The sequence below is a fragment of the Petrotoga miotherma DSM 10691 genome, assembly GCF_002895605.1.
GTDB lineage: Bacteria > Thermotogota > Thermotogae > Petrotogales > Petrotogaceae > Petrotoga > Petrotoga miotherma.
The window spans coordinates 44,976-68,803 of record NZ_AZRM01000005.1 but is presented as its reverse complement, the minus strand read 5'-3'; the positions used below and the strand labels follow the sequence as shown (position 1 = coordinate 68,803).

The following is a 23,828-nucleotide window of genomic DNA, read 5'->3' as shown; positions in this document are numbered from 1 at the left end:
CCCACTATTTTCGTGATAGAACCGGACGATTTGATAGAGCAGCTTAAAAAGCATGTGGATGAATTTAATAGATCTAACGAAAATAACATATATTTGCATGAGTTAAAAGAATACTCTGAAATAAAGCGAGATCCTAAATTATTCGGGACAAGCATTTTTTATTACAGATCTGATAATTTAAGTGACGAGCAAAAAGATAAGATTATAGATTTCAAAAACTATGATAATGATGGGAAATGGTACATCTTTTTAGACGAAGCTCATAAAGGAGATAAAGAAGATTCCAAAAGGCAACATATTTATTCTATTATGTCAAGAAACGGATTTTTGTTTAATTCTTCAGCAACGTTCATAGATCCAAGAGATATAGTTACATGTGCTTATGAATTTAATCTTTCAAGTTTCATAAACGCAGGATATGGTAAGCATTTGAGCATTTTAAAACAAGAGATAAGGGTATTTAAAAACGATAAAGAAGATTACAACAAGGAAGAAAAACAAAAGATAGTTTTGAAATCATTGATTCTTCTAACTTATGTGAAAAAGTTTTATGAAGAAATTACCCGTATCCAAGCTGATTTATACCATAAACCATTACTTTTAACTCTGGTTAATTCTGTTAATATTAAAGATGCAGATCTTAAATTATTTTTTAGAGAACTTGAAAAAGTAGCGGTCGGTGAAATCGATCTTGAGATTCTAAAAGTGGCTATTGAGGAGCTTTGGGAAGAGTTACGCAAAGAACCACCCTGTATGTTTGAAAAAGACCAAAAAATAAAGATAGAAGAGTCCACACTAAAGAGTATAACAAAAGAAGAAATATTAAAATATGTATTTAATTCAACCGTTCATGGGGAAATTGAAATAATAATTAGACAGTCCAATAACCAAGAGTTAGCCTTTAAATTGAAAACAAGTGATACGCCGTTTGCATTAATAAAAATAGGAAATATATCTGAATGGTTAAAAAGTGAGTTAGTAGGATATGAATTTCAAGAGAGATACGAAGGTGAAAGTTATTTTGAAAATCTGAATAAGGAAGAATCTGATATTAGCATTCTTATGGGATCTCGAAGTTTTTACGAAGGTTGGGATTCCAACAGACCTAATGTAATTAATTTTATAAACATAGGAACTGATAAGAGTGCAAAGAAATTTATTCTTCAATCAATTGGTAGAGGTGTGAGAATAGAACCCATAAGAAATAAGAGGAAAAGAATATTGCAGCTATACAATGCCAAAGAAATTGATCAAGAAGTGTTCGACGCAATTAAAAACAAAGTTTTACCAATAGAAACTCTATTTATCTTTGGAACGAATAGAAAAGCTTTAGAAACAGTTGTTCAAGAGTTAGAACAAGAAAGAAAAAAAGATGGCGAGAATCAGCTTACACTTTTTGAAAATGACAAAATCAAAAAGAAAGATTTACTTGTACCAATCTACAAACAATCAAAAGTGCCTATTTTAGAAAGGAAAGAACAGATAAAATTTGAAATTTCTTCGGAAGATCTTGAGTTATTATCTAAATTAGGTGAATTTATTACCGATGATAGAGTGTTTCTAATGAGATACGAAACGGAACCAAAGAAAATAAAATTTTTGAGAGGAAGTCTAAAAGAGCGAAGCAATTTTAATATCAAAGAGAAAACCATTAAAAATGTAGATTTGCTTGTTCAAAGGTTTTTTAATTATCTTAACCTTGCTCCGAAAGACTTTCAGGGCCTCAAAGAATTAGATGAAGAAATAAAACATTTTAAGGAAATCAGAGTGTATTTGAAAAATATTTACGAGATACAAAATAAGATTGAAAAAGTTAAAAACTCTACGAAGTTTATGAAAGAAGTAGAAGAACAATATGGGAAAATACCACTGGAAGAATATTTAAAGAAAGTGAAAAGTATAAGTGAGGAGGAAGAATTTGAAAGTGGAGGTCAACGAATCAAAATAAAGTATGTCCCTAATCACTATTACGTTCCACTCATACTTTCTGAAGATGAAAAAATAAAGTATATAAACCATATTATAAAAGTACCAAGTGAAGTAAAGTTTATAAGCGATCTTGAAAATTATTTGAAAAGAGAAAACAATAAGTTCGAAGAATTTGATTGGTGGTTTTTTAGTAAATTAGATGAAAGTTTAGATGAAATCTATATTCCATATTATAATCCTAACATAAATAAAATGAGTAGATTTTATCCTGATTTTATTTTTTGGCTAAAAAGAAGAAATGATTATTATATTCTTTTTGTGGATCCAAAAGGAACTGAGCATTCAAGCGCTTATAGAAAAATCGATTGGTATAAAAAATTATTCGAAGAAAATGGCAAAGAGAAAGTTTTCGAATATAACGAATTCAATGTGAAAATAAAACTATTAATGAGACCAGAAGATCCTACTAAAGTGCTTTCAGAGTATGATAAATACTGGTTTGATAATATTGAAAATATGTTGAATTCTTTAATTTAAAACTATTTCGCCGTTTTGACTTCACATTAAACCTAAATTAAATATGTTATAATTTCAGTGAAAAAGTAACCTCACTTTTTGCTCTATTACTTGGCAAAGGAGGTGAAAAATAATGGTTGAAGTAACCAATGATGTTTCTTTAAAGGTAGAAAATCTAAATTCCCAAGTAGGTGAATTCAGGCTAAAAAATATCTCCTTTGAATTACCAGTTGGAGAAGTTTTATCTATTTTAGGGCCTTCAGGTTCAGGTAAGACGGTATTATTAAGAACCCTTGCAGGTTTGAATAAAACTGAATCTGGAGCAATTATCTTTGGAAACGAGAGGATAGAAGAGTATTCCCCAAGAGACAGGAAGGTCGGTTTTGTCTTTCAAAACTATGCCATTTTCCCTCATTTAGATACGAAATTGAATTTAGGTTTCCCTTTGTACATTGGTGGGAAAAAGAAAAAAGAAGTGTATGAGATAGCGATAAAAGCGGCAGAAGAGTTGGATGGTTTACCGAATTATTTAGAAATAAAGCCCGATGAATTGCCTGAAGGTATGAAACAGTTGATCGCCTTTGGGAGAGAGAAATTACACGATTGTAGGTTGTTACTCCTTGATGAACCACTAAGTCAGTTGGATAGAAAGCTTCACGTAGAAATGAGAGCTTTGCTCAAAAGATTTATAAAAGAATTAGGTAAAACAACGATAGCAGTTTTCAGTGATCCCGAAGATGCTTTGTCGGTAAGTGATTATCTTGCTATACTGGATGATGGAGAGCTTTTGCAGTTTGGAGAAACCTTCGATGTTTACCAGAACCCATCAAACTTAAAAGTTATGGAACTTACTTCCAGATTAGGATTGAACACAATAGACGTTGAAATCAAAGGTGGCAACGTATTAAATAAATTAAAAGTGGATAAAGAAGATGGTAATTACAAATTATGCTTTAGACCTGAAGAAATAGCCATTAAAGACGAAGGATTCGAAGTTCAGACGGTAGAAAGCCATATCTACGATTCTTCTCATAATTTGGTAGAATGCGATTTCCATGGAAAGCCGATCAGACTCTTGGTACGTAAAAATGTACCTGAGAAGTTTAATTTTATCCCAACTAATCCTAAATATTATTGATCATAATCTAAACCAAGGGATTTTGGAGGTTGCTCTCCAAAATCCCTTCTTAAAAAGTAATTACGAAGGAAGGCAGAAAAAAGAAAAATGGGAGGAAAATACGTTTTTGGAAGAAGTTGGTGGGGCAAAAAATGGGTAGAGGCCTTGGAAAATATCGACAGGGACACTAATAGGTTGCCCCGCGGTAGAAGCTACGCAAAAAAAGGGGCGGTTTTGGAGATTAAAATTCAAAAAAACTCTGTAATATCAGCAAGGGTTCAAGGTACGAGACCGAATCCCTATGGAGAAAGGATAGCTTTACCTGTTTTTACGGAAGAAGAGAAAGAAAAAATTAAAAAAATTCTAAGCGAAAGGTTAGACCTTTCTGCTATGCTAATTGGTGGGAACCTTCCCGAAGAACTTTTAGATATTACCAAAGATATGGGAATAAAGTTGTTTCCACAAAGTTGGAACGAGATAGAGGCACATTGTTCATGTCCTGATTGGGCAAATCCTTGCAAACATTTGGCAGCCGTTTACTATATAATAGCTGATGAGATAGACAAAGACCCTTTTTTGATCTTCGAAATGCACGGCATGAAAAAGAAAGATTTGATAGATATCGCTAAAGAGACAGAAAAAATTTCTGATTCTATCTTTACAGATAAAAAGGAAGAACCTACCAAACCGATAGAACAACCGGATCCCTCGTATGAAAAATATGAGATAGAAAAGGTTATAAACCTACTACCTGATGAAGCCTATTTTTACGATGGGAAAAACTTTAAAAACCTTCTTTTGAAGATGTACAATCTGTTATCGAAAGCTATAAACGAAGAAGATGAAAGTATAGATGAAGAGTTTAACCCATATTTCAAAGAGACAGATATTAAATTTATTTATTCTCCCATTACTCCCAATATTATTTTAGAAGGTGAACCGTTAGAAGAATTAGAATGTAAAAAAGAAAATGGTCACTATACGGTGCATTACGAAGATTTATTTGATTTATTTGAATCGATACCTCTTATGGAAACCGATGAGGACAGTGAAGCATCACTATTTTTAAAAAGATTGGTTTCTTTCGTATACAAGCTTATCGATATGAAAGCATTTATCCCCACTCCACAAAAGATTAACGAAGAAGACTTCGTTATCGATTACTCACCTGTTTACTTTAACGATTATATAAAGGATTACGTTAATTATTTGAGTTCTATCGTTCCAGTGGATCTAGTAATCAACGAAAAAGGTCAGTACATGAAAAGGGACAAGATTGTTGAATACCTTGTATCCCAGTACATCAAATATCTTATAAAAAAGTATTACAAAACAGAAGTGAAGAATAAAATAACCGATGTGTTCTTTGAATCCAAGGTATACACCGCCCAAAAGTTTGAAGAAAAAAGAACCTTCGAAAGTATAAAAAACTATCTTGAACCTTTACTTTTGAGGCAAAGCAAGTATCAATTAGTTATAAGTATAGAGGATATGGGAGAGTTGTTTTTCAACCTATCACTCGATATCTACAGAAAAGATGAGCCTTTTGATACTTACCAAGATATAAAAACTTTCTTTGAGAGTCAAGAAGATGGAAAGTCAGAGGTCTTGAAAGAGATAGTAACTATTGCAAAATACGCGGAATTCTTTGGCGAGTTTTTAAAGAAGAAAAGTTCTAAAATAGTGGTCAATACGGAACAGTTATCGGAAATAATGATAAATGCCATGCCCATATTAAAACTTCTGAACGTTGAAATACTAGCTCCAAAAGGACTTCAAAAGGTTTCAAGGCCAAAACTCGTTTTAAAAGCAAACTCTACAGGCAGTCATGTATCCTTTTTATCTTTGTCCAAGCTCATACGATTCAATTACACCGTACTCATAGGAGATTCAGAAATTTCACTTGAAGAGTTCGAAAAGTTGGCAAAAAAATCAAAAGGGATAGTTAAGATAAAAGAAAATTACGTGTTTTTAGGTGCCAATGAGTTTGAGTCTATTATGGAAAAGGTCAAGAATATAAACTTAACCTCAGACTTTGAAACTCTGAAAGTTATACTTTCACAAGAGATGAACGGTCTCCCCGTGATATTGGATAACAATCTTCAAAAGTTTTTAGAAGAGTTGAGAAAAGTTTCTCCAGTAAGGTTGCCAAAAAATCTTAATGCGGAGTTAAGGCATTATCAGAAAACTGGATTCAGATGGTTGTACACGAATTTAGGAAAAGGTTTCAACGTCTGTATAGCAGATGATATGGGGTTGGGTAAAACGGTTCAAGTTATTTCTGTAATTCTCAAAATGAAAGAAGAAAAAGCTTTAGAGAATCCGGTTTTAGTGGTTTGTCCAACGACACTTGTTGGAAATTGGTACAAAGAGTGTGAAAAATTTGCACCTACTTTGAATGTAAGTATTTACCATGGAAGTGATAGGAAGTTTGAGAATAATTCTGATGTAATTATAACGACTTACAGTGTTGTGAGAAACGACGTTGAATTTCTAACAAAAAAAGAATTTTCAATGGTTGTTGTAGACGAAGCACAAAACATAAAAAATTCAGATACACAACAAACCAAAGCGGTAAAAGCCCTCCACGCTCCAAAGAGGATCGCAATGACAGGGACCCCCATAGAAAACAGATTAACCGAATTATGGAGCTTATACGATTTCCTTATGTCTGGATATTTGGGTGGGAAGAATCGTTTTATAGAAACCTTCGCAAAACCTATTGAAAAATATGGGGATACAATGGCAACCAAAAGATTACAAAGTTTGATAAATCCATTTTTGATAAGAAGAATTAAAACTGATAAAAATATCATTAAGGACCTTCCGGAAAAGTTCACATACGACGAATATGTTTACTTAGAACCATCACAAAGCGCACTTTACAAAGAAGTTGTTGAACACGTAGAAGAAGAGTTGGAAAAGATGGAAGCTGACGGCATACAAAGAAAAGGATTAATACTTAAAATGTTGACATCGCTCAAACAAATCTGCAATCATCCTGTTAACTACACTAAAAAAGGTACTCCTTTACCGGATGATTCTGGTAAAACAGAAAAATTATTGGACCTACTTCAAAATATTGTAGACAACAACGAAAAAGTAGTACTTTTCACACAATACAAAGAGATGGGAGATATATTAACGAAGATACTTGCAGATAACATTAAGATAGAACCTCTATTTTTTCATGGAGGGCTCAACAGAAAAAAGAGAGACGAAATGATCGGCGATTTTCAAACAAAGCATAGATATCCAATTATGATCCTGTCTTTAAAAGCTGGGGGCACTGGATTAAATTTAACGGCGGCAAACCACGTTATACATTACGACCTCTGGTGGAACCCGGCAGTGGAAAGTCAGGCAACAGATAGAACTTTCAGGATTGGTCAAACAAAAGATGTGATAGTTCACAGATTCATCACCTTAGAAACATTTGAAGAGAAAATAAACGAGATGCTAGAAAAAAAGAAAGAGTTATCTGAAAATATTATAAAAACTGGAGAAAGCTGGATAACTGAGTTATCTAACCAGGAGATAAAGAACTTATTTAAATTGGGTAATTAAGGTTTAAAAATCTTTTCTTATTAATTCCATAAAGGAGATGGAAAAGTGAAAAGTGAAAAACTACCTTTGAAAACTAAGTTATTCTATGCGTCGGGGGATATTTTTGGTGGTGGTGCTTTCAACATAATAAATTTTTTCTACGCTATATTCCTTACCGATGTCATTGGTCTGAAAATGCAGTATATTGCTCCCATTCTTTTGATTGGTAAGATTTGGGATGCCGTTACAGATCCTTTGATGGGATTCATTACAGATAATACAAGAACTAGGTTTGGCAGAAGAAGACCTTACTTGTTGGCAGGAACATTTTTGGTCTTTATATCTTTTTTCATTCTTTGGTATCCGGCAAGTTTTCCTAATCAATTGTGGAAATTCATTTACGCACTAATTGCATACATAGCTTTTACAACCGTTTATACAATGGTTATGACTCCTTACACTGCTTTAGGGGCAGAACTAACCTTAGATTACCATGAAAGAACATCTTTAAATTCCTATAGGCTTGCATTTTCATTGGCGGCAGGGCTGGTTTGTGCAGTGCTTCCAATGTTAATAGTGAATGCTTTTTCTGATATCAGAACAGGTTATATAATGATGGCAATAACCTTTGGCTTGATCTTTTCAATTCCATGGATAGGTGTTTTTCTATTCACCAAGGAAAGAAAAGAATTCTCTAAAGAAAAAAGTACCTTCAACTTTTTCAATATGTTTTTTGAACCTTTTAAAATCAAGAGTTTTCGGCTCCTTATTGCTATGTATCTTTTTGCATATTTATCGATAGATGTAGTCTCAACTATCTTTGCCTATTATACTAAGTATTATATTGGAAATGAAGGCCTACTTCCCATAGCGTTAGGTGCTCTTTTCATAACCGAAATTGTTTTTATCCCATTTTATGCCTTTATTGCTAAAAAGACATCCAAAAATATCTCATATATTTTAGGTGCATTAGTATGGTGTGTTGCGGGATTCATTCTTTTTACGTTGCCTCCTGATGTAACTATGTCCCACATAATTTTAATGGCGGCAACAATAGGAGCGGGAGTTTCAGGGGTTGCAGTTATGCCTCATACTATATTTGGGGATGTAACCGATGTTGCTGAATTAAAATTCGGTAAAAGAGAAGAGGGTACTTTAAGTGGTTTGATGACGTTTGTGAGAAAAGTGGCATCTGGCTTGGCAGTTGCAGGGGTTACCTTTTCATTGGGGCTATCAGGATTTGTTAACCCAATAGACGGAGTAGAACAGCTTCAACCTGAGAGTTTTTTGTTTGCGTTGAGATTTATAATCTCTTTCGTTCCGATAATTTTATTGGTTTTAGGAATAATTGCGGCTGCTAGATATCCTTTAAATCCTCGAAGACATGAAAAATTAAGAGAATATCTAGAGGCAAAAAGAGAGAATGAAACAATAAAAGAAGAATTAGAAAAAGAAATAATTGAATTAAAAAAAGAATTGATTTGAGTAAAAAAGGTTATAGCCAGTTTTTATAAATTATAAAAAGAAAGAAAAACTAAGTATTTAGTAGATAAATGTCTCTAATCGATGATAAATGACTGTAATTGGTCGGAAATGGTTATAATTGACATTGACAATATAAAAACTTTAATATATAATTAATTCGAAAGTTCCTAAATTATGAAAATTGTAAAATAATGAAACATTGAAATTAGGCTTAAGACTTAAAGTTAATAAAAGTGATAAGGTGGAGAAGAAGAGAAAACCTTAGTAAATATTAGTATATCTAAAAGTGGGGAACCACTCGAGGATAAAAAACAGTATTTATTGAGGTTTTTTGTTTTGTAGTAGGGTAAGAGTACAATAAAAATAGGGAATAATGAAATTATTTTCTTTGCGCGTAAAGAAAAGTTTCAATAAAGCAGAAAGTATGATGTTTTAACAAAGTTAGTAGCTGAAAGCGTAGCATTTGTATCCTCTGGCGCCAGGAAAAGTTGGGAAGGTACATTTTAATGCCCACTTCAGAAATGGGCAAAAGCAATTATTAACGAAAGGTAGAGTAAAATAAAGTAAGAAGAAAAAGAGCCAAAATACTTAACAACCTTTTCTAAAAGGCCCAAAGCATTGTTCTTGTCATGGGCAGAAGCAGGGGAAACAACGGTGAAGATAGGGAAGTTTAAAAAAATTTTCTCTTAAGGAGGATAAGATGATGAAGGATGTTGTTGCTAAGAAAAAGAAGTATCAAAAATTACTTATGCTGTCCATAATTTTAATTTTGCTTGGAAGTGTTCTTGCCCATTTATTTAATACTTCATTTTATTCTACTAAGGTAAGCAGAATAAGTTTTGATACTGAGAAGGGTGAATTATCTGGTCTGCTTTATATTCCAAAGGGTGCTAATAGTCAGGATCCAAGACCGACAATTATTACTACACATGGGTATTTAAATTCTAGTGAAATGCAGGATGCAGTGGCAATAGAGCTTTCCAGAAGGGGATATGTTGTCCTGGCTCTGGATATGTATGACCACGGTCATTCAATAAACAATACAGAATTTTCTAGCTCTAGCGCCTTCTTCTCTTTTTGGCCCACTAGTATCTATGATGCAGTACAGTATATGTATGAACAAGATTATGTATTAAAAGATGAGGCAGGGAATGGGATTATTGCTGTTGGTGGTCATTCTATGGGTGGATTTTCATCCACAATGGCTATGGTGCAGGATGAACAGGATTATGCAACTACTGGGATAAGAAAAATACATGCTGGTTTAACCATGGGTTCGGATTATAGTTGGTCGAGTTATTTAGGTGTAACTGGTGATGTAGCTTTCCAGGCTTATGGTCCCAGAATAGTTGGTAAAGTTGCAGCTCATTATGATGAATTCTTCTTTGATCAGGAAGCTTTTGCATCAGGAGAGACGGTAGTCTATAAAGATTATACTAATACTGAAGAAGGGCGAAAATTCTTAGGAAATCCTGCTGAGCCACAGAGTGAAACCTGGTATAATCTGGAAAATGGGGGAAAAAGAATTATCTATACACCTCGCGAGATTCATCCTAGAAATCATTTTTCAATTACCACAACCGGTCATGCGATAGATTTTTATAATGTTGCTTTTGAGGAGTATACATCAACTAATCAGAATTCAGCAAATCTGCCATCTGGTAATCAAATATGGTTTTTAAAAGAACTATTTTCATTTGTGGCCATGATTGGATTCTTCCTGCTTCTTGTCCCGTTAGTCTTACTTATATCAGATCTACCTTTCTTCTCAAAATTAAAAACAGAGATAAATCCAGAAATTAAAGGTCCTGGGACCAAAAAGGATAAGATCATCTATTGGATTATATTTAGTATCTCCGCTTTATTCCCGGCATTATTCTTTCCCACTCTGATGGATAAAGCCGGAACGGGTATGACAGTTCTTAAGGTGTTCTCAGTGCTTGTAATTGCCCTTTCTGTAGTTAAGGTAATTATGGGGTTTGTAAAGAAAGATAAAGAAGGGTTTAAGGCAATCATCACAGGACCAGCACTGTTATCTGCCGTATCTATTATTTTATTATTGATTTTGATTAATTCTTCAAATGTCCTTAAATTGAACAGTTATTTTAATGAACCAGCTACAAATCAAATTCTCTATTGGGCCATGGTAGTAACATCTGTAGTAGCAATAATTGGCCTGTTCACCCATTATTTAAATAAAAATTCACAGAGTATTTCTCTCAAGCAGTATGGTTTTGTTGTTAACTGGAAATCTATTTTAGCTAGTTTAGTAGCAGCCCTGGTTGCGGTGCTAATTGCATATCTAATTCTGTTTATCATTGATACAGTATTCAAAGTTGACTTTAGAATCTGGACATGGGCTGTAAAGACTTTTGGAAGCAGTCATTTGGTTGCTGCTTTGAAATATGCTCCTTTCTTTTTCCTGTATTTTTATGTGACCGGGATTACGGTTAATGCTAATACTGGACATATGAAGGGATGGAAGGGTTACGTGGCTGCCTCTGTATTGAATGTTGGAGGTCTGGTTCTGTATCTGATATTACAGTACGGGAAACTTTTTATTACTGGAACAGCACTCTTCCCTTCCCAGTCACTCAGCAGCATCTTACTGTTTGCCCTTATTCCAACTCTGCTTGTTGCCACTATTTATTCTAAAGTTCTTTTTAAAAGAACTGGTAATATATATACGGGAGTATTTTTAAATACATTCCTAGTTACAATGATTACGGTTGCCAACACTACCTTATATAGTGGTTTAATTTGAATATTGAGGGAATTGAGTCTTTAATATTATGGAGTATATACCAAACCAACAGGCATGTATTATATATATGCCTGTTGGTTTGATAAACTTCTTTAGTACGCCTTTCTGTGGTTAGACTATTATTGGAAAAAAACGCATGAAAGAATTACAGCTGAAAAGAGTTTCTGAATAACGACAATTGTATGACCTCTTATGAGACAATAATGATGTGATATCGAATAAATTATACTGTGAGGAAGTAAATGTACAAAAATTGAAAATTTTAAAAGTTAGTTAAAATGCGTGTTTTAGAATTTCTAAAATGAGTATAAAAAAGTTTTTAGGAGGACTGTAATGGAAAAGTATATTTTATCAATCGATCAAGGGACTACAAGTTCTCGGGCTATAATTTTTGATCACGATGGGAATGTTGTTAGTTTAGCACAGCAAGAATTTATGCAGTATTATCCTAAACCCGGATGGGTAGAGCATGATCCCAATGAAATTTGGGCAACTACAATGGGAGTTATAGCAGATGCTATGGCTCGAGGGAATATTAAACGTAGTCAGATCAGTGCGATTGGTATAACTAATCAAAGGGAGACAACCGTTATTTGGGATGCAGAAACGGGGAAACCTGTTCACAATGCAATCGTTTGGCAAGATAGAAGGACTTCAAAAATTTGTGATAATTTGAAAGAAAAAGGTTTAGAAGAAGCTATTAAGCATAAGACAGGTCTTATGGTAGATGCTTACTTTTCTGGAACTAAAATTAAATGGATTTTGGATAATATTGAAGGAGTCAGAGAAAAAGCAGAAGCTGGAAAACTTAGATTTGGAACTATAGATACGTGGTTAATCTGGAAGCTAACTAATGGAAAAGTTCACGTTACTGATTATACCAATGCATCCAGAACAATGATATACAATATTTTCGATCTTAAATGGGATGAAGATCTTCTTAAAGAGTTAAATATACCTTTTTCTCTTTTACCAGAGGTAAAACCTTCGAGTCAAATATATGGTAATACCGATGTAGATGTATTCGGCGCAGAAGTACCCATTGCTGGAATAGCAGGAGATCAGCAAGCTGCTACGTTTGGTCAGGTTTGCTATGAAAAAGGTATGGTAAAAAACACATATGGCACCGGTTGTTTCATGTTAATGAACACTGGGGAAGATCCTATTGAATCTAAACATGGTTTATTAACTACAATAGCTTACGGAATTGATGGGAAGGTTAACTATGCCTTGGAAGGATCTATTTTCGTTACAGGTGCTGCTGTTCAATGGCTTAGAGATGAGTTAAAGATAGTTGATAGTGCTGCAGATACTGAATATTATGCAACTAAAGTCAAAGATAATGGTGGTGTTTATTTTGTGCCGGCATTTGCAGGGCTTGGAGCGCCTTATTGGGATATGTATGCAAGGGGTACAATCGTTGGCTTAACAAGAGGATCATCAAAAGCACACATTATTAGAGCTACTTTGGAATCTATAGCATATCAAACAAGAGATGTTCTTGAAGCTATGGAGGCCGATTCGGGTATAAAACTTAAAACTCTCCGAGTAGATGGTGGTGCTGCATTAAATAATTTCCTTTTGCAATTTCAATCTGATATTCTTGGTGTAGAGGTTGAAAGGCCCGTAGTTAATGAGACGACAGCGTTAGGTGCAGCATATTTGGCGGGTTTGGCAGTAGGATATTGGAATGGTCAGGAGGAATTATTAAGAAAATGGAAACGGGATGCCCTTTTTACTCCTCAAATGGATGAGGATGAAAGGGAAAGATTGTACGCTGGTTGGAAAAGAGCCGTTGAAAGGGCAAAAAATTGGATTGAAGAAAAATAATCAAATAATTGTAAGTCTGTTAACTTTCACTTAATTTAAGTATGTTAGAATGTGTGGTGAAATAAAAGTTAATAATAAAATGGTGGAGAATAAGAGAAAACCATATCCTAAAGCGAAATTATTTCGTAAAGGGTATGGTTTTTTTTATAATATCAGGAGGTTGGTAAAAGTTGATAGCGGTTATAGGTTCTGGAATAGTAGGAAGTTTAATCGCAAGAGAAATTAACAAATATATAGAAGATGTCTTCATATTTGAGGCAAGAAACGGAATAGGAACAGGTGTCACAAAAGGAAATTCTGGAATAATTCACGGGGGGTATGACGATACTCCTGGAAGTTTAAGGTCAGAACTGTGTTATAAGGGTAATAAATTGTACGATGAGATATCCCAGGAACTTTCTGTAGAAGTGAAAAGAGTTGGATCACATGTTGTTGCATTAAACGAAGATGAGTTAAAAGCGATCGATGAGTTGGAAGAAAGAGCAATTCAAAACGGGGTCAAAGAATATGAGATTTTAGATAAGGTAGAACTATTAGAAATGGAGCCAAATTTAAATAAGAGTGCTTTAAAATCCTTTTATTGCCCTATAGCAGGTGTGACTGAGCCATGGGAAGTAGCTATGCAAGCTACAAAATCGGTAGAGATCAATGGAGGAAAAGTTTTAAAAAATAAGAAACTTGTTGAAGTAAAAAAGAAAGATAACAAGTTTGAATTGTTCTTTGAAGATGGGAGCAGTTATATAGCAGATTTAGTTATTAATGTTGCAGGATTATATGCAGATGAAGTAGCAAAACTTTTTGGAGATGAGGTACCTTATATTTTCCCTGTAAAAGGTGAGTATTATCTTTTAGGAAAGGACATAAAGTATGCAAATGCTGTCATTTTTCCAACTCCCTCTAAGTTGACGAAAGGTTGTTTGGTGGTTCCGACTGTGGATGGGGGTTATTTAGCTGGGCCTACTGCTCATGGTGTGAAATCAAAACAAGATCTTTCTACGACTCAAGAAGGGCTTTTAGAAGTCAGAGAAAAATCTTTGAGGTTGGTTCCAACTTTAGATTTTTCAAGGAATGTAATTAAAACGTTTGCCGGTCTAAGACCTGAAACAAAGGAAAAAGATTTTCATATCGATGTAGGTGGAGGGAATGTTATACATGTTTCTGGTATAAGATCCCCTGGATTAACCGCTGCACCTGCGATCGCTAAATACGTTGTAGAATATCTTATTCAAGAAAAGTTACATATTAATTTACAAAAAAGGAAAAATTACATCGGTCAAATAGAAAAAGTTCCACATTTAGTGGAAAAGGATTATGACTACTGGGAAAGAGTCATTCAAGAAGATCCAGATGCTGGAGAAATGATTTGTTATTGTAACAAAATAACAAAAAAAGAGATTAAAGAGGCTATAAAAAACGGTGCAAGAACTTTAGATGATGTTAAATTTGCTACGAGAGCTTCCTTTGGAGAATGTCAAGGAAGTTTTTGCATACCAAAGATATTGAAAATAATCTCCGAAGAAACAGGGTTAAAACCAGAAGAAGTACTTCAAAATGAAAAAGGTTCGTGGATAATAAATTCCGAGGTGAGAGCGATATGAAATACGAAACAGATGTTGTTGTATTAGGTGGTGGCGGAGGAGGAATGGCCGCTGCTAAGGCTGCAGATAAAAATGGTGCAAACGTTATTCTTATAGAAAGGGAAGAAGAAAACGGTGGAGTTTTAAATCAATGTATTCACAATGGTTTTGGGATACATTATTATAGAAAAGATTTAACTGGCCCAGAATTCAAAGAAACGCTTCAAGAAGAATTAGCCAATACGAATATAAAAATATTGAACAGTGCCTTTGTGTTGAATGTGAATAAAGATAAACAATTGACTTTTGTGAATCATAAAGGGATACACGAGATAAAAACAAAGGCTTTAGTTATGGCAACAGGGGCAAGAGAAAGACATTTTAATTCACTTGCGGTTCCGGGTGATAGGGTTGCTGGTATTTTTACCGCAGGAGTAGCTCAAAAATACATCAACCTTCAAAATCTCAAGCCAGCCAATAGCGCCTTAATAGTTGGTTCAGGAGATATTGGATTGATAATGGCTCGCCGGCTTCATTTAGAGGGAATAGAAGTAAAAGGTGTTGTAGAAATTTTGCCATACCCAGGTGGGTTGGAAAGAAACGTTCAACAGTGTCTAAGAGATTATAATATTCCATTGTATCTTTCTCATACCGTCACAAGAGTCGAAGGAAATAAGAGATTGAGTAAAGTTTACGTATCTCAAGTTGATGAAAATAGGCAAGTTATTCCAAACACGGAAAAGGTATTTAACGTGGATGCCCTCATAACATCCGTTGGCCTTATACCTTTAACAGACCCTGTAAAATTTGTTGAAACTGGTCCTGGATTTATCACATCTAATACTAATCAAACTTCTGAAGATTGGATCTTTGCAGCTGGGAACTGTACAGTTGTATTTGACTTAGTGGATTATGTTTCAAGAGAAGGGGAAAAAGCCGGTAAATATGCTGCTCTTTATTCACAAAATCAATACTTTCCAGAGCAAAAGGTAAAAGTTAAAAAAGGTAAAAATATAAATATATTGCATCCAATGTATATAGATCCCAACGAAAGGACAAAGTTGTACCTTAGAGTTTCAAAAACTTTCAAAAGAGCGGAAGTTACAGTAGAACCTCTTGGAATTAAGATGATAGAAGAAGAAGCTAGACCTTCTGAAATGATTGAAATTTCCATAAAACCATTTAAGGATAAGAATTTGAAAGAAATAGAGGTGAGTGCACGTGAACTCGGTTGAATACAAAAAGAAGAAAATAGTGTGTACAAATTGCCCTTTGGGATGTAAAATAAACGTTGTTTATGCAGATGCAGATGAAATAGAAATTGTAGAAGTTAAGGGGAACAGATGTAAAAGAGGTTTAGAATTTGTAAAACAAGAAATCACTGATCCCTTAAGAGTGGTTGTAACAAGCGTTAAAGTAGAAGATGGAGAAATTTCGATGGCTTCGGTTCGGTCTGATAAACCTGTCCCATTGAGACTTATGCAAGATATAATGAAAATATTAAAAGAAACAAAGGTAAAAGCACCCGTTAAAAGAGGGGACGTTGTAATACAAAATATATTAGACACAGGTAGTGATATAATAGCTACGAGAAGTGTCAATAGGAAAAAATAAGAAACAAAAAAGTGTCTTAAAAGGAGATAATATGAAAGGTTTATGTAATTTAATCAAGAAAAACACTATAATTCCTGCTATTAGAGATTTAAATGACTTAGATGATGCCTTAAAAACTGAATCCCCTATCATTTTTTTGCTTACGGGATCCATATTGATTTTAGAAGATGTTATGCCTATTGTAAAACAATTTAATAAAAAGTTATTTATCAATATCGATTTACTAGAAGGCATCGCTTCTGATAAAAAAGGTATTGAATATTTAGCTCGTAAACAGTTATGTGATGGAATAATATCCACAAAAAATAACGCTATAAAAACAGCAATGCAAGAAAATTTAATGGCAGTTCAAAGGGTGTTTTTGATAGATTCTAACTCTTTAAAATCTGTTGTAAATTTTCTGGAAAAAACTTCTCAACCTAATGCCTTTGAAATATTACCAGCGATAGCAGCACCATATTTTTTAGAAAATATAGGAACAAAGGTATGTTTGATAGCTGGTGGATTGGTAAGTAAAAAAGAAGAGGTTTTGGAGCTCTTTAAAAAGGGTATCCATGCTATTTCTACCAGTGCTAAAGATTTATGGTAAAAAGATTATTTTAAAGTTTCTGATAAAGATGTTATATAATAAGTCTGCTCTGGGATAATTCTTTTTGAGCGGACTTATTTCTTTTAGTATTTGATGTTACCCAATTTTATTTTAGTAGAAGCACAGTTTTTATTCCGAGTGATTCTTAACAATTATTTTTTGATTTTTTAGAAAAATAACCATGATTATTGTGGTAAAATTCTTTATATTCATATATTTTTTATTATGCAAAATGCATTGTGGGGGGTTCTATGGAGATCTACAAAAGAATAATCAGAATAGCTTTCCCGATAGCGCTTCAGCAAGTTATCTTTACAAGCGTTAATTTTGTTGATACCTTAATGATCGGGCTTTTGGGAGAGGTTGCCATCGCTTCAGTTGGACTTTCAAATCAGTTTTTCTTCTTGTACAACTTAATATTGTTTGGACTAGTCTCTGGAGGAGGCATTTTCTTTGCACAGTATTGGGGGAAAAAAGATGAAGATGGTTTATCTCGTTCTGTTGCGTTAACTATCTTGTCTTCCCTTCTCTTCTCTATTCCATTCTTTTTATTGAGTTATTTTACTCCAGAGTTAGTTTTGAGATTTTTTAGCCCGGATATTGAGGTTATTAAAGCTGGAATACCTTATTTAAAGGTAATTGCTTTTAGTTATCCATTATTTGCAATTACAATGGTTTTTTCTTTTATGCTGAGAAGTATAGGAAAAGCTCATTTGCCTTTGATAATAACTATTATAGAATTATCTACAAACATCTTGCTAAATTATTTGCTAATCTTTGGTAAGTTTGGTTTCCCTGTTTTAGGTATAAAAGGTGCTGCGATAGGAACTTTGATTGCTAGAGCGATCGGATGTACTGCAACAGTTTTTATAGTTTACGTTGGAAAGCTCCCAGGAAGGGCTTATTTTAAACATGTTGCTGAATTGAATTCAAAATTTATGAAAAACTTCTTTCATTACGCCTTACCTACTTTGGCAAATGAATTTGCCTGGTCATTGGGATTCACTATGTATTCTGTTGTTTATGCTCATATGGGAACAGATGTCATAGCTGCTCAAAGAGTTATGTCAACTATAGAAGGGTTTGCGGTTTCTGTGACTTTTTCTATAGCTAACGCTGCATCAGTAATTATTGGAAATATATTGGGAGTATCTAAATTTGAAGAAGCCTTTGAAACCTCCAAAAAAGCCTTAAAATTGGCGGAGTTAATAAGTGTAATAGCAGCTATCGTAGGGATAGTAACTACATTTTTAGTAGTTGATGTATTCGATGTTTCAGAAGAAGTTAAAAATATGGTAAAAGTCACAATAATTATTTCAATGGGGTTTCTACCGGTAAAGATCTTCAACGGTATGAACGTTGTCGGATTTTTAAGAGCCGGAGGAGATACAAGATTCTCTTTTTTGGTTGAAGCTTCTACGTTGTGGTGTATAGGTGTTCCTCTAGCTGCGATTGGAGGATTGTTATTAAATTTAAGTTTTCCCACCGTTTATTTTTTAACGATGATGGAAGAGATTATAAAATCAATAATTCTTTTTTTCAGATATAGAAGTAAAAAATGGCTTAGAAACGTTTTAGAAGAGGCTTAGGTTTTACACCTTATAGGGGGGATGTTTGTGATGGAGAGTATTATTGAAGTGAAGAATTTGAAGAAGTATTATAAGAGTATAAAAGCGGTTGACGGTGTTTCTTTTGATGTAAAAAAAGGCGAGATCGTTGCTATTTTAGGTCCAAACGGTGCTGGGAAAACAACAACACTTGAAATAATCGAAGGATTGAGAAAAAAAGACGCGGGAGAAATTTACTATTTTGGGAAAAAGATAGAAAACGTAGATTCTAATATTAAAGAAAGAATAGGCATTCAATTACAAGATACTAATTTTTTCCCAAATTTAAAGGTTTTGGAAACCCTTAAAGCATTCTCGGGATTATACAAAAATAGTCTTGATGTAAATAAGATTTTGAAGGATTTTAATCTTGAAGAAAAAAAGAATAGTAAGGTCTCAAAACTTTCAGGTGGACAATTACAAAGATTAGCGTTAGCTACAGCGGTAATTAATGATCCTGTGTTGTTGTTTCTTGATGAGCCAACTACAGGGTTAGATCCTCAAGCAAGAAGAAGTACATGGGAAAAAATATCGGACTTAAGAAATTTAGGCAAGACCATAATACTAACTACCCATTATATGGAAGAAGCTGAATTTTTGGCTGATAGAATCTATATTTTTGATCAAGGCCGGGTAATAGCGCAAGGAACACTTAAAGAGCTAATACATTCGTTGAAAATGGACTCCATAATCACCTTTGAAATTAACTCTAATGGGAACTTTGATGAGATAAAAGAAGAACTTTTCAAAGATTCAAATTTTCAAGTCACCATAAAAGAAAATTTTTATACCATAGAAACAAAAGATGTAGAGAGTACTCTTGTAAGAATATTTGAGGACGCAAAAATAAAGAAGTTTGATATATCGAATATTGTTATTAGAAAGCCTAACTTAGAGGATGTTTTTCTCCATTTAACCGGGAAAAGCTTAAGGGATTAGGTGAGATGATATGAAAAAAATTATAAATCTCACAAAGACATTTTTTATTGATTCTTCAAGAGAATTTGCTGTTCCCTTTTGGACTATAATATTTCCCACGTTATTTTTCATTTTATTCGTGAGTATCTTTGAAAATATTGGCACCTCAGAAAATTTAGATTTGAAGGTTGGAATATATTACGAAGAGCCTTTACAGGGAGTAATAAAAACTACATTCGATGATGTCTTTTCTCCGTCTGAATCAAATCATATCCCTTTTAAAGTAGTGGAGTATGATTCTTTCGAAAAAGGACTTCGGAACTTAAAAAATTCCGAGATAAATGCTTTTGTAGTGTTTCCTGAAAACTTTAATTTACTTAATCTGAAATTTTTGATCAAAACTATTGAGATTCCTGATATAAAAGTTTATTATACCAACGATAGTGCTTCTATGTATGCAAGAGACATTTTTGAAGTATTTTTGGATGAAATGAATATAATGATGTACACAAGAGGGGAAGAAGTAAAATTAGCGGTTAATGAAGAGATTATAGGTATAAAACAGTCAGAACCGTATAGATACAGAGATTTCCTATTTCCTGCCATTATTTTGATGTCTGTTTTGACTGTAGCTGTATTTAATATGCCTTTTGATTTTTCGTATTACGTTGAAAAAGGTGTTTTTAAAAGGCTAAACTCCACTCCTATAAAAGGGAACGAATACTTTTTTAGCTTTTTACTTTCACATCTCATCCTACTGTTACTTTCTTTGATCGTTTTATACATTGAGGCTTACCTTTTTGATGTTAGTCCGGATATATATAAACCAGAGTTTATAGCCTACAGTGGTTTTTCAATCCTCGTGATACTGAGTGTCGGCCTTCTTCTTTCTTCTTTGTATAAAAATATGGGATCCGCCGAAGCAATTTCTCAGGTCATATATCAAGCGACCATTTTTTTAAGTGGATTTTATTTTGAGGTGACTAATACACCTTGGTTTATAAGATGGTACGTTTATTTTAACCCTGTTACTTATTTAGTGGATGGGATGAGGAAGTTGATGACTGGGAATGTTCTTGTCCCTGTTAATATAATCGTCCCTGTTATCTGGATGGTGGCATCTATCTTAATCTTTTCAATGAGTTATAAGGGGATGGTTTATTGTGAAAAATAAACGCATGTTTTCTTTAGTGAGTATATTTTATAAAGAAACCTTTAGAAATGGTTTCGAAGTGTTCTTTACTCTCCTTCTACCCGTTCTATTGATGTTTCTTTTCGGGATTATTTTTGGTACAGAGACTGACCAAAGTGTTGAGTATAAATTGGGAATCGCTGGTAACTTTGGAGAAGGGATTGTAGAAGCTCTTCCTTATCAAGTGTTAATTTTTGAAGACAAAAACTCTTTAAGTCAAGCTTTAGAAAGCGATCAAATCGATATGGGAATAATTATAGTTGAGAATAATCAAATAACCTTTGTTCAAAAAGGAACAGACATAAATAATCAGAGCAATATATTTTTAAAATTAAAATTGCAAAGTTTGTTGAAAAAGTATTTTATAGGGATGAATGAAGATTATATAAACGTGGAATTTGTTGAAACCCCCATAGGAGAAAGGCAAGAAAATACTTTGGATTTTATTTTGACAGGAGTTATAGGATTATCGCTTTTATCAGGTGGCATGTTTTCAATGATAAATGTATTTGGAAGATATCGAAAACTAGGCACAATTAAAAGACTTAAAGCCTCACCAATGAAACCGATAGAATTTACTTTATCGGCTTCATCCACTAAGCTTTTTTTGAATCTCATATCCATGTTTATTATAGTTTTTTTAGGTAAAATAATGTTTGATTCGAGTTTGACATTCAACTGGGGACTGCTTGTTATAGTGTTTTTTACTTCATCTATAGGAATGATGGGATTTGGGATATTGCTTTTATTGTTGTTCAAAGAACCTTCGGTAACGATAGAAATTGCTTCTATCCTTTATGTTGTAATGACTTTCTTTTCAGGGGTATATTTCCCTGTTGAATTTTTGCCCACTTCTGTCAGATGGGTAAGTAATATTTTACCGGTTAAGTATGTGGTTGATTTAATAAGGTACACAGGAAATATCAAACAAATTGGCTTAAACGCCTTTGTAATAATTAATTTGGTTTTGTTTGTAGGAGGGCTTTTCCTCTTGTTCGTCTCGTCTGAGATTTTTTTGAAAGAAGAGAAATAATTAAAAAAAGTAAAAAAACAATGAATATTAAACTCAATTTTACTTGTTGTTTTAACTTTAGACTTGACAAAAGTGTTGTGAACGGTTATAATATTCAACGGTTGCAAAAAAGAATTTTGATATACGTAACTACTAAGTGACCCGCTAGCTCAGCTGGTAGAGCATTTGACTTTTAATCAAAGGGTCCTGGGTTCGAATCCCAGGCGGGTCACCATTTTTTTATAGTTATTAGCGCGAGTGGCGGAACTGGCAGACGCGCAGGACTTAGAATCCTGTGGATTAATAATCCGTGTGGGTTCAAGTCCCACCTCGCGCACCAGCCAAATATTGCGGATATAGCTCAGCGGTAGAGCACTTGCTTGCCAAGCAAGGGGTCGTGGGTTCGAATCCCATTATCCGCTCCAATAAAAAAGTCCCCTGGTGGGGACATTTTACTTACTTGCCGTGAGGCTGTCTTCATTCTTCTTTCATGAATGGATATTTGAAATCTTTTGGTGGAACGAAATTTTCTTTAACTGCTCTGGCGGAAACCCATCTTAAAAGGTTTATAACGCTTCCAGCTTTGTCGTTTGTTCCTGAAGCTCTTGCACCACCAAACGGTTGTTGAGCCACCACAGCACCAGTAGGTTTATCGTTGATGTAGAAGTTTCCGGCAGCGTTAACGAGTACTTCCTCTGCCTTTTTAATAGCCTTTCTATCTTGAGCGAAGATCGCTCCAGTTAAACCATAGGGTGAAGTTTCATCACATAATTTCAATACATCGTCAAATTCTTTTGTATCGTAAACGTAGATACTTAAAACAGGGCCAAATATTTCTTCTACCATAGTTTTAAACTTTGGATTAGTCGTTAGTATTACAGTTGGCTCAATAAAATATCCAATAGAATCATCGCACTTTCCACCATAGATTATTTCTGCCTCATTACTTTCCTTTGCAAAATCTATGTAACTTTTTATCTTATCAAAAGCCTCTTTGTCAATTACAGCATTCATAAAGTTGGTGAAATTTTCTGGAGAGCCGATTTTAATTTCTTTCAAATTTTCGATCAAATTTTCTTTTACTTTCGGCCAGATGTTGTCAGGTATATAAGCTCTTGAGACAGCCGAACATTTTTGACCTTGATATTCAAATGCTCCCCTAATTAGCGCTGTTACCAGTGGTTCTATTTCACTACTTTCATGTGCAATCACAAAGTCCTTTCCACCTGTTTCTCCAACTATTCTTGGGTAAGTTTTATAATTTCTTATGTTCTTCCCGATTGTTTCCCACATATTTTGAAAAGTTGGAGCTGAACCGGTGAAATGTAATCCAGTAAAGTTAGGATCTTTAAAAACTATACTTCCAATTTTGGATCCTGAACCAGGTATGAAATTTATTACTCCATCGGGCAATCCAGCTTCTTGTAGTAATTTCATGAAGAAGTATGCAGAATATACAGCTGAAGAAGCAGGCTTCCACAAAACCGTATTTCCCATGATAGCAGGTGCCGTGGGTAGGTTTCCTGCTATAGAAGCGAAATTAAATGGAGTAACTGCGAAAACGAATCCTTCTAAAGGTCTATACTCTAATCTATTCCATACACCTTTGATAGATTTTGGCTGATCTGTGTATATCTTTGTTGCATAGTATGAGTTGAATCTTAAAAAGTCTATCAATTCGCATGCTGAATCGATTTCTGCTTGAAAAACATTTTTGCTTTGACCGAGCATGGTAGCTGCATTTAATGTTGACCTCCAATTCGTGGATAACAGTTCAGCTGCTTTTTTGAAAATGGATAGTCTATCAACCCATGAAAATTTATCCCATACTTTCTTTGCCTCTAGGGAACTTTCTATTGCCATTGCAATTTCTTTTTCACTAGCTTTGTGGTATTCTGCCAATACATGGCTGTGATCGTGAGGCATAACACATTTTCCAAGATCGCCTGTTCTTACTTCTTTCCCACCAATTATAAGAGGGATTTCGATTTTCTCACCTTTCAGTTCAGAAAGTTTTTCCTTTAATTCTTTCTTTTCTTTACTTCCTGGCTCATAATTTAAAATAGGCTCGTTTTCAGGCATTTCGAAAATAGGTATCGAGTTGTTCAAAGTTGATTCCTCCTTTTTAAGTT

Annotated in this window: 15 protein-coding genes and 3 tRNA genes; 17 read left to right on the top strand and 1 reads right to left on the bottom strand. The window is 34.0% G+C overall.

All coding sequences use genetic code 11. The features are described 5' to 3' along the window. The 17 genes from X928_RS10025 to X928_RS00695 all read left to right on the top strand — a co-directional run. The coding region (locus X928_RS10025) for a restriction endonuclease subunit R (protein WP_169926246.1) at positions 1–2,466 on the top strand (2,466 nt) is incomplete at its 5' end. A 112-nt stretch (positions 2,467–2,578) separates the two neighbouring features. Beyond that, positions 2,579–3,583 carry an ABC transporter ATP-binding protein gene (locus X928_RS00770; protein WP_103078061.1) on the top strand — a complete coding sequence of 335 codons (1,005 nt, stop codon included), beginning with the start codon at positions 2,579–2,581 and terminating at the stop codon, positions 3,581–3,583. Between the two features lie 87 nt (positions 3,584–3,670). Next, complete coding sequence (locus X928_RS00765) at positions 3,671–7,129, top strand: DEAD/DEAH box helicase (protein WP_103078060.1); 3,459 nt, start codon at positions 3,671–3,673, stop codon at positions 7,127–7,129. 45 nt (positions 7,130–7,174) lie between these two features. Next, complete coding sequence (locus X928_RS00760) at positions 7,175–8,593, top strand: MFS transporter (protein WP_103078059.1); 1,419 nt, start codon at positions 7,175–7,177, stop codon at positions 8,591–8,593. Between the two features lie 700 nt (positions 8,594–9,293). Beyond that, entirely contained in the window at positions 9,294–11,357 is a 2,064-nt protein-coding gene (locus tag X928_RS00755) for an alpha/beta hydrolase family protein (RefSeq protein ID WP_211286412.1), read from the top strand. Between the two features lie 333 nt (positions 11,358–11,690). Continuing rightward, positions 11,691–13,187, top strand: a complete 1,497-nt coding sequence (glpK, locus tag X928_RS00750; RefSeq protein WP_103078057.1) for a glycerol kinase GlpK — start codon at positions 11,691–11,693, stop codon at positions 13,185–13,187. Positions 13,188–13,357: 170 nt separating this feature from the next. Then, complete coding sequence (locus tag X928_RS00745) at positions 13,358–14,785, top strand: NAD(P)/FAD-dependent oxidoreductase (RefSeq protein WP_103078056.1); 1,428 nt, start codon at positions 13,358–13,360, stop codon at positions 14,783–14,785. Next, complete coding sequence (locus X928_RS00740) at positions 14,782–15,999, top strand: NAD(P)/FAD-dependent oxidoreductase (protein ID WP_103078055.1); 1,218 nt, start codon at positions 14,782–14,784, stop codon at positions 15,997–15,999. Before X928_RS00745 ends, X928_RS00740 begins: the two co-directional genes overlap by 4 nt. Then, on the top strand, positions 15,986–16,378 hold the full coding sequence (locus X928_RS00735) for a DUF1667 domain-containing protein (RefSeq protein ID WP_103077493.1): 393 nt from the start codon (positions 15,986–15,988) through the stop codon (positions 16,376–16,378). Before X928_RS00740 ends, X928_RS00735 begins: the two co-directional genes overlap by 14 nt. Positions 16,379–16,409: 31 nt before the next feature. Beyond that, positions 16,410–16,967 (top strand): glycerol-3-phosphate responsive antiterminator, encoded by a 558-nt coding sequence (locus X928_RS00730; RefSeq protein WP_103078065.1) that lies wholly within the window; start codon positions 16,410–16,412, stop codon positions 16,965–16,967. Between the two features lie 251 nt (positions 16,968–17,218). Beyond that, positions 17,219–18,556, top strand: a complete 1,338-nt coding sequence (locus tag X928_RS00725) for an MATE family efflux transporter (protein WP_103078054.1) — start codon at positions 17,219–17,221, stop codon at positions 18,554–18,556. Between the two features lie 30 nt (positions 18,557–18,586). Then, entirely contained in the window at positions 18,587–19,513 is a 927-nt protein-coding gene (locus tag X928_RS00720) for an ABC transporter ATP-binding protein (RefSeq protein WP_103078053.1), read from the top strand. A gap of 10 nt (positions 19,514–19,523) precedes the next feature. Beyond that, a complete protein-coding gene (locus tag X928_RS00715) occupies positions 19,524–20,666 on the top strand; it encodes an ABC transporter permease (RefSeq protein ID WP_103078052.1) in 1,143 nt (380 codons plus the stop codon). Further along, positions 20,656–21,717 (top strand): ABC transporter permease, encoded by a 1,062-nt coding sequence (locus X928_RS00710; protein WP_103078051.1) that lies wholly within the window; start codon positions 20,656–20,658, stop codon positions 21,715–21,717. The genes X928_RS00715 and X928_RS00710 overlap by 11 nt, the downstream gene beginning before the upstream one ends. Positions 21,718–21,855: 138 nt before the next feature. Beyond that, positions 21,856–21,931 (top strand) — tRNA-Lys (locus X928_RS00705). 17 nt (positions 21,932–21,948) lie between these two features. Then, positions 21,949–22,036 (top strand) — tRNA-Leu (locus X928_RS00700). Positions 22,037–22,046: 10 nt separating this feature from the next. Next, positions 22,047–22,121 (top strand) — tRNA-Gly (locus X928_RS00695). A 52-nt stretch (positions 22,122–22,173) separates the two neighbouring features. Here X928_RS00695 and pruA read toward each other — a convergent pair. Next, positions 22,174–23,805 (bottom strand): L-glutamate gamma-semialdehyde dehydrogenase, encoded by a 1,632-nt coding sequence (gene pruA, locus X928_RS00690; RefSeq protein ID WP_211286411.1) that lies wholly within the window; start codon positions 23,803–23,805, stop codon positions 22,174–22,176. Positions 23,806–23,828: the final 23 nt, after the last annotated feature.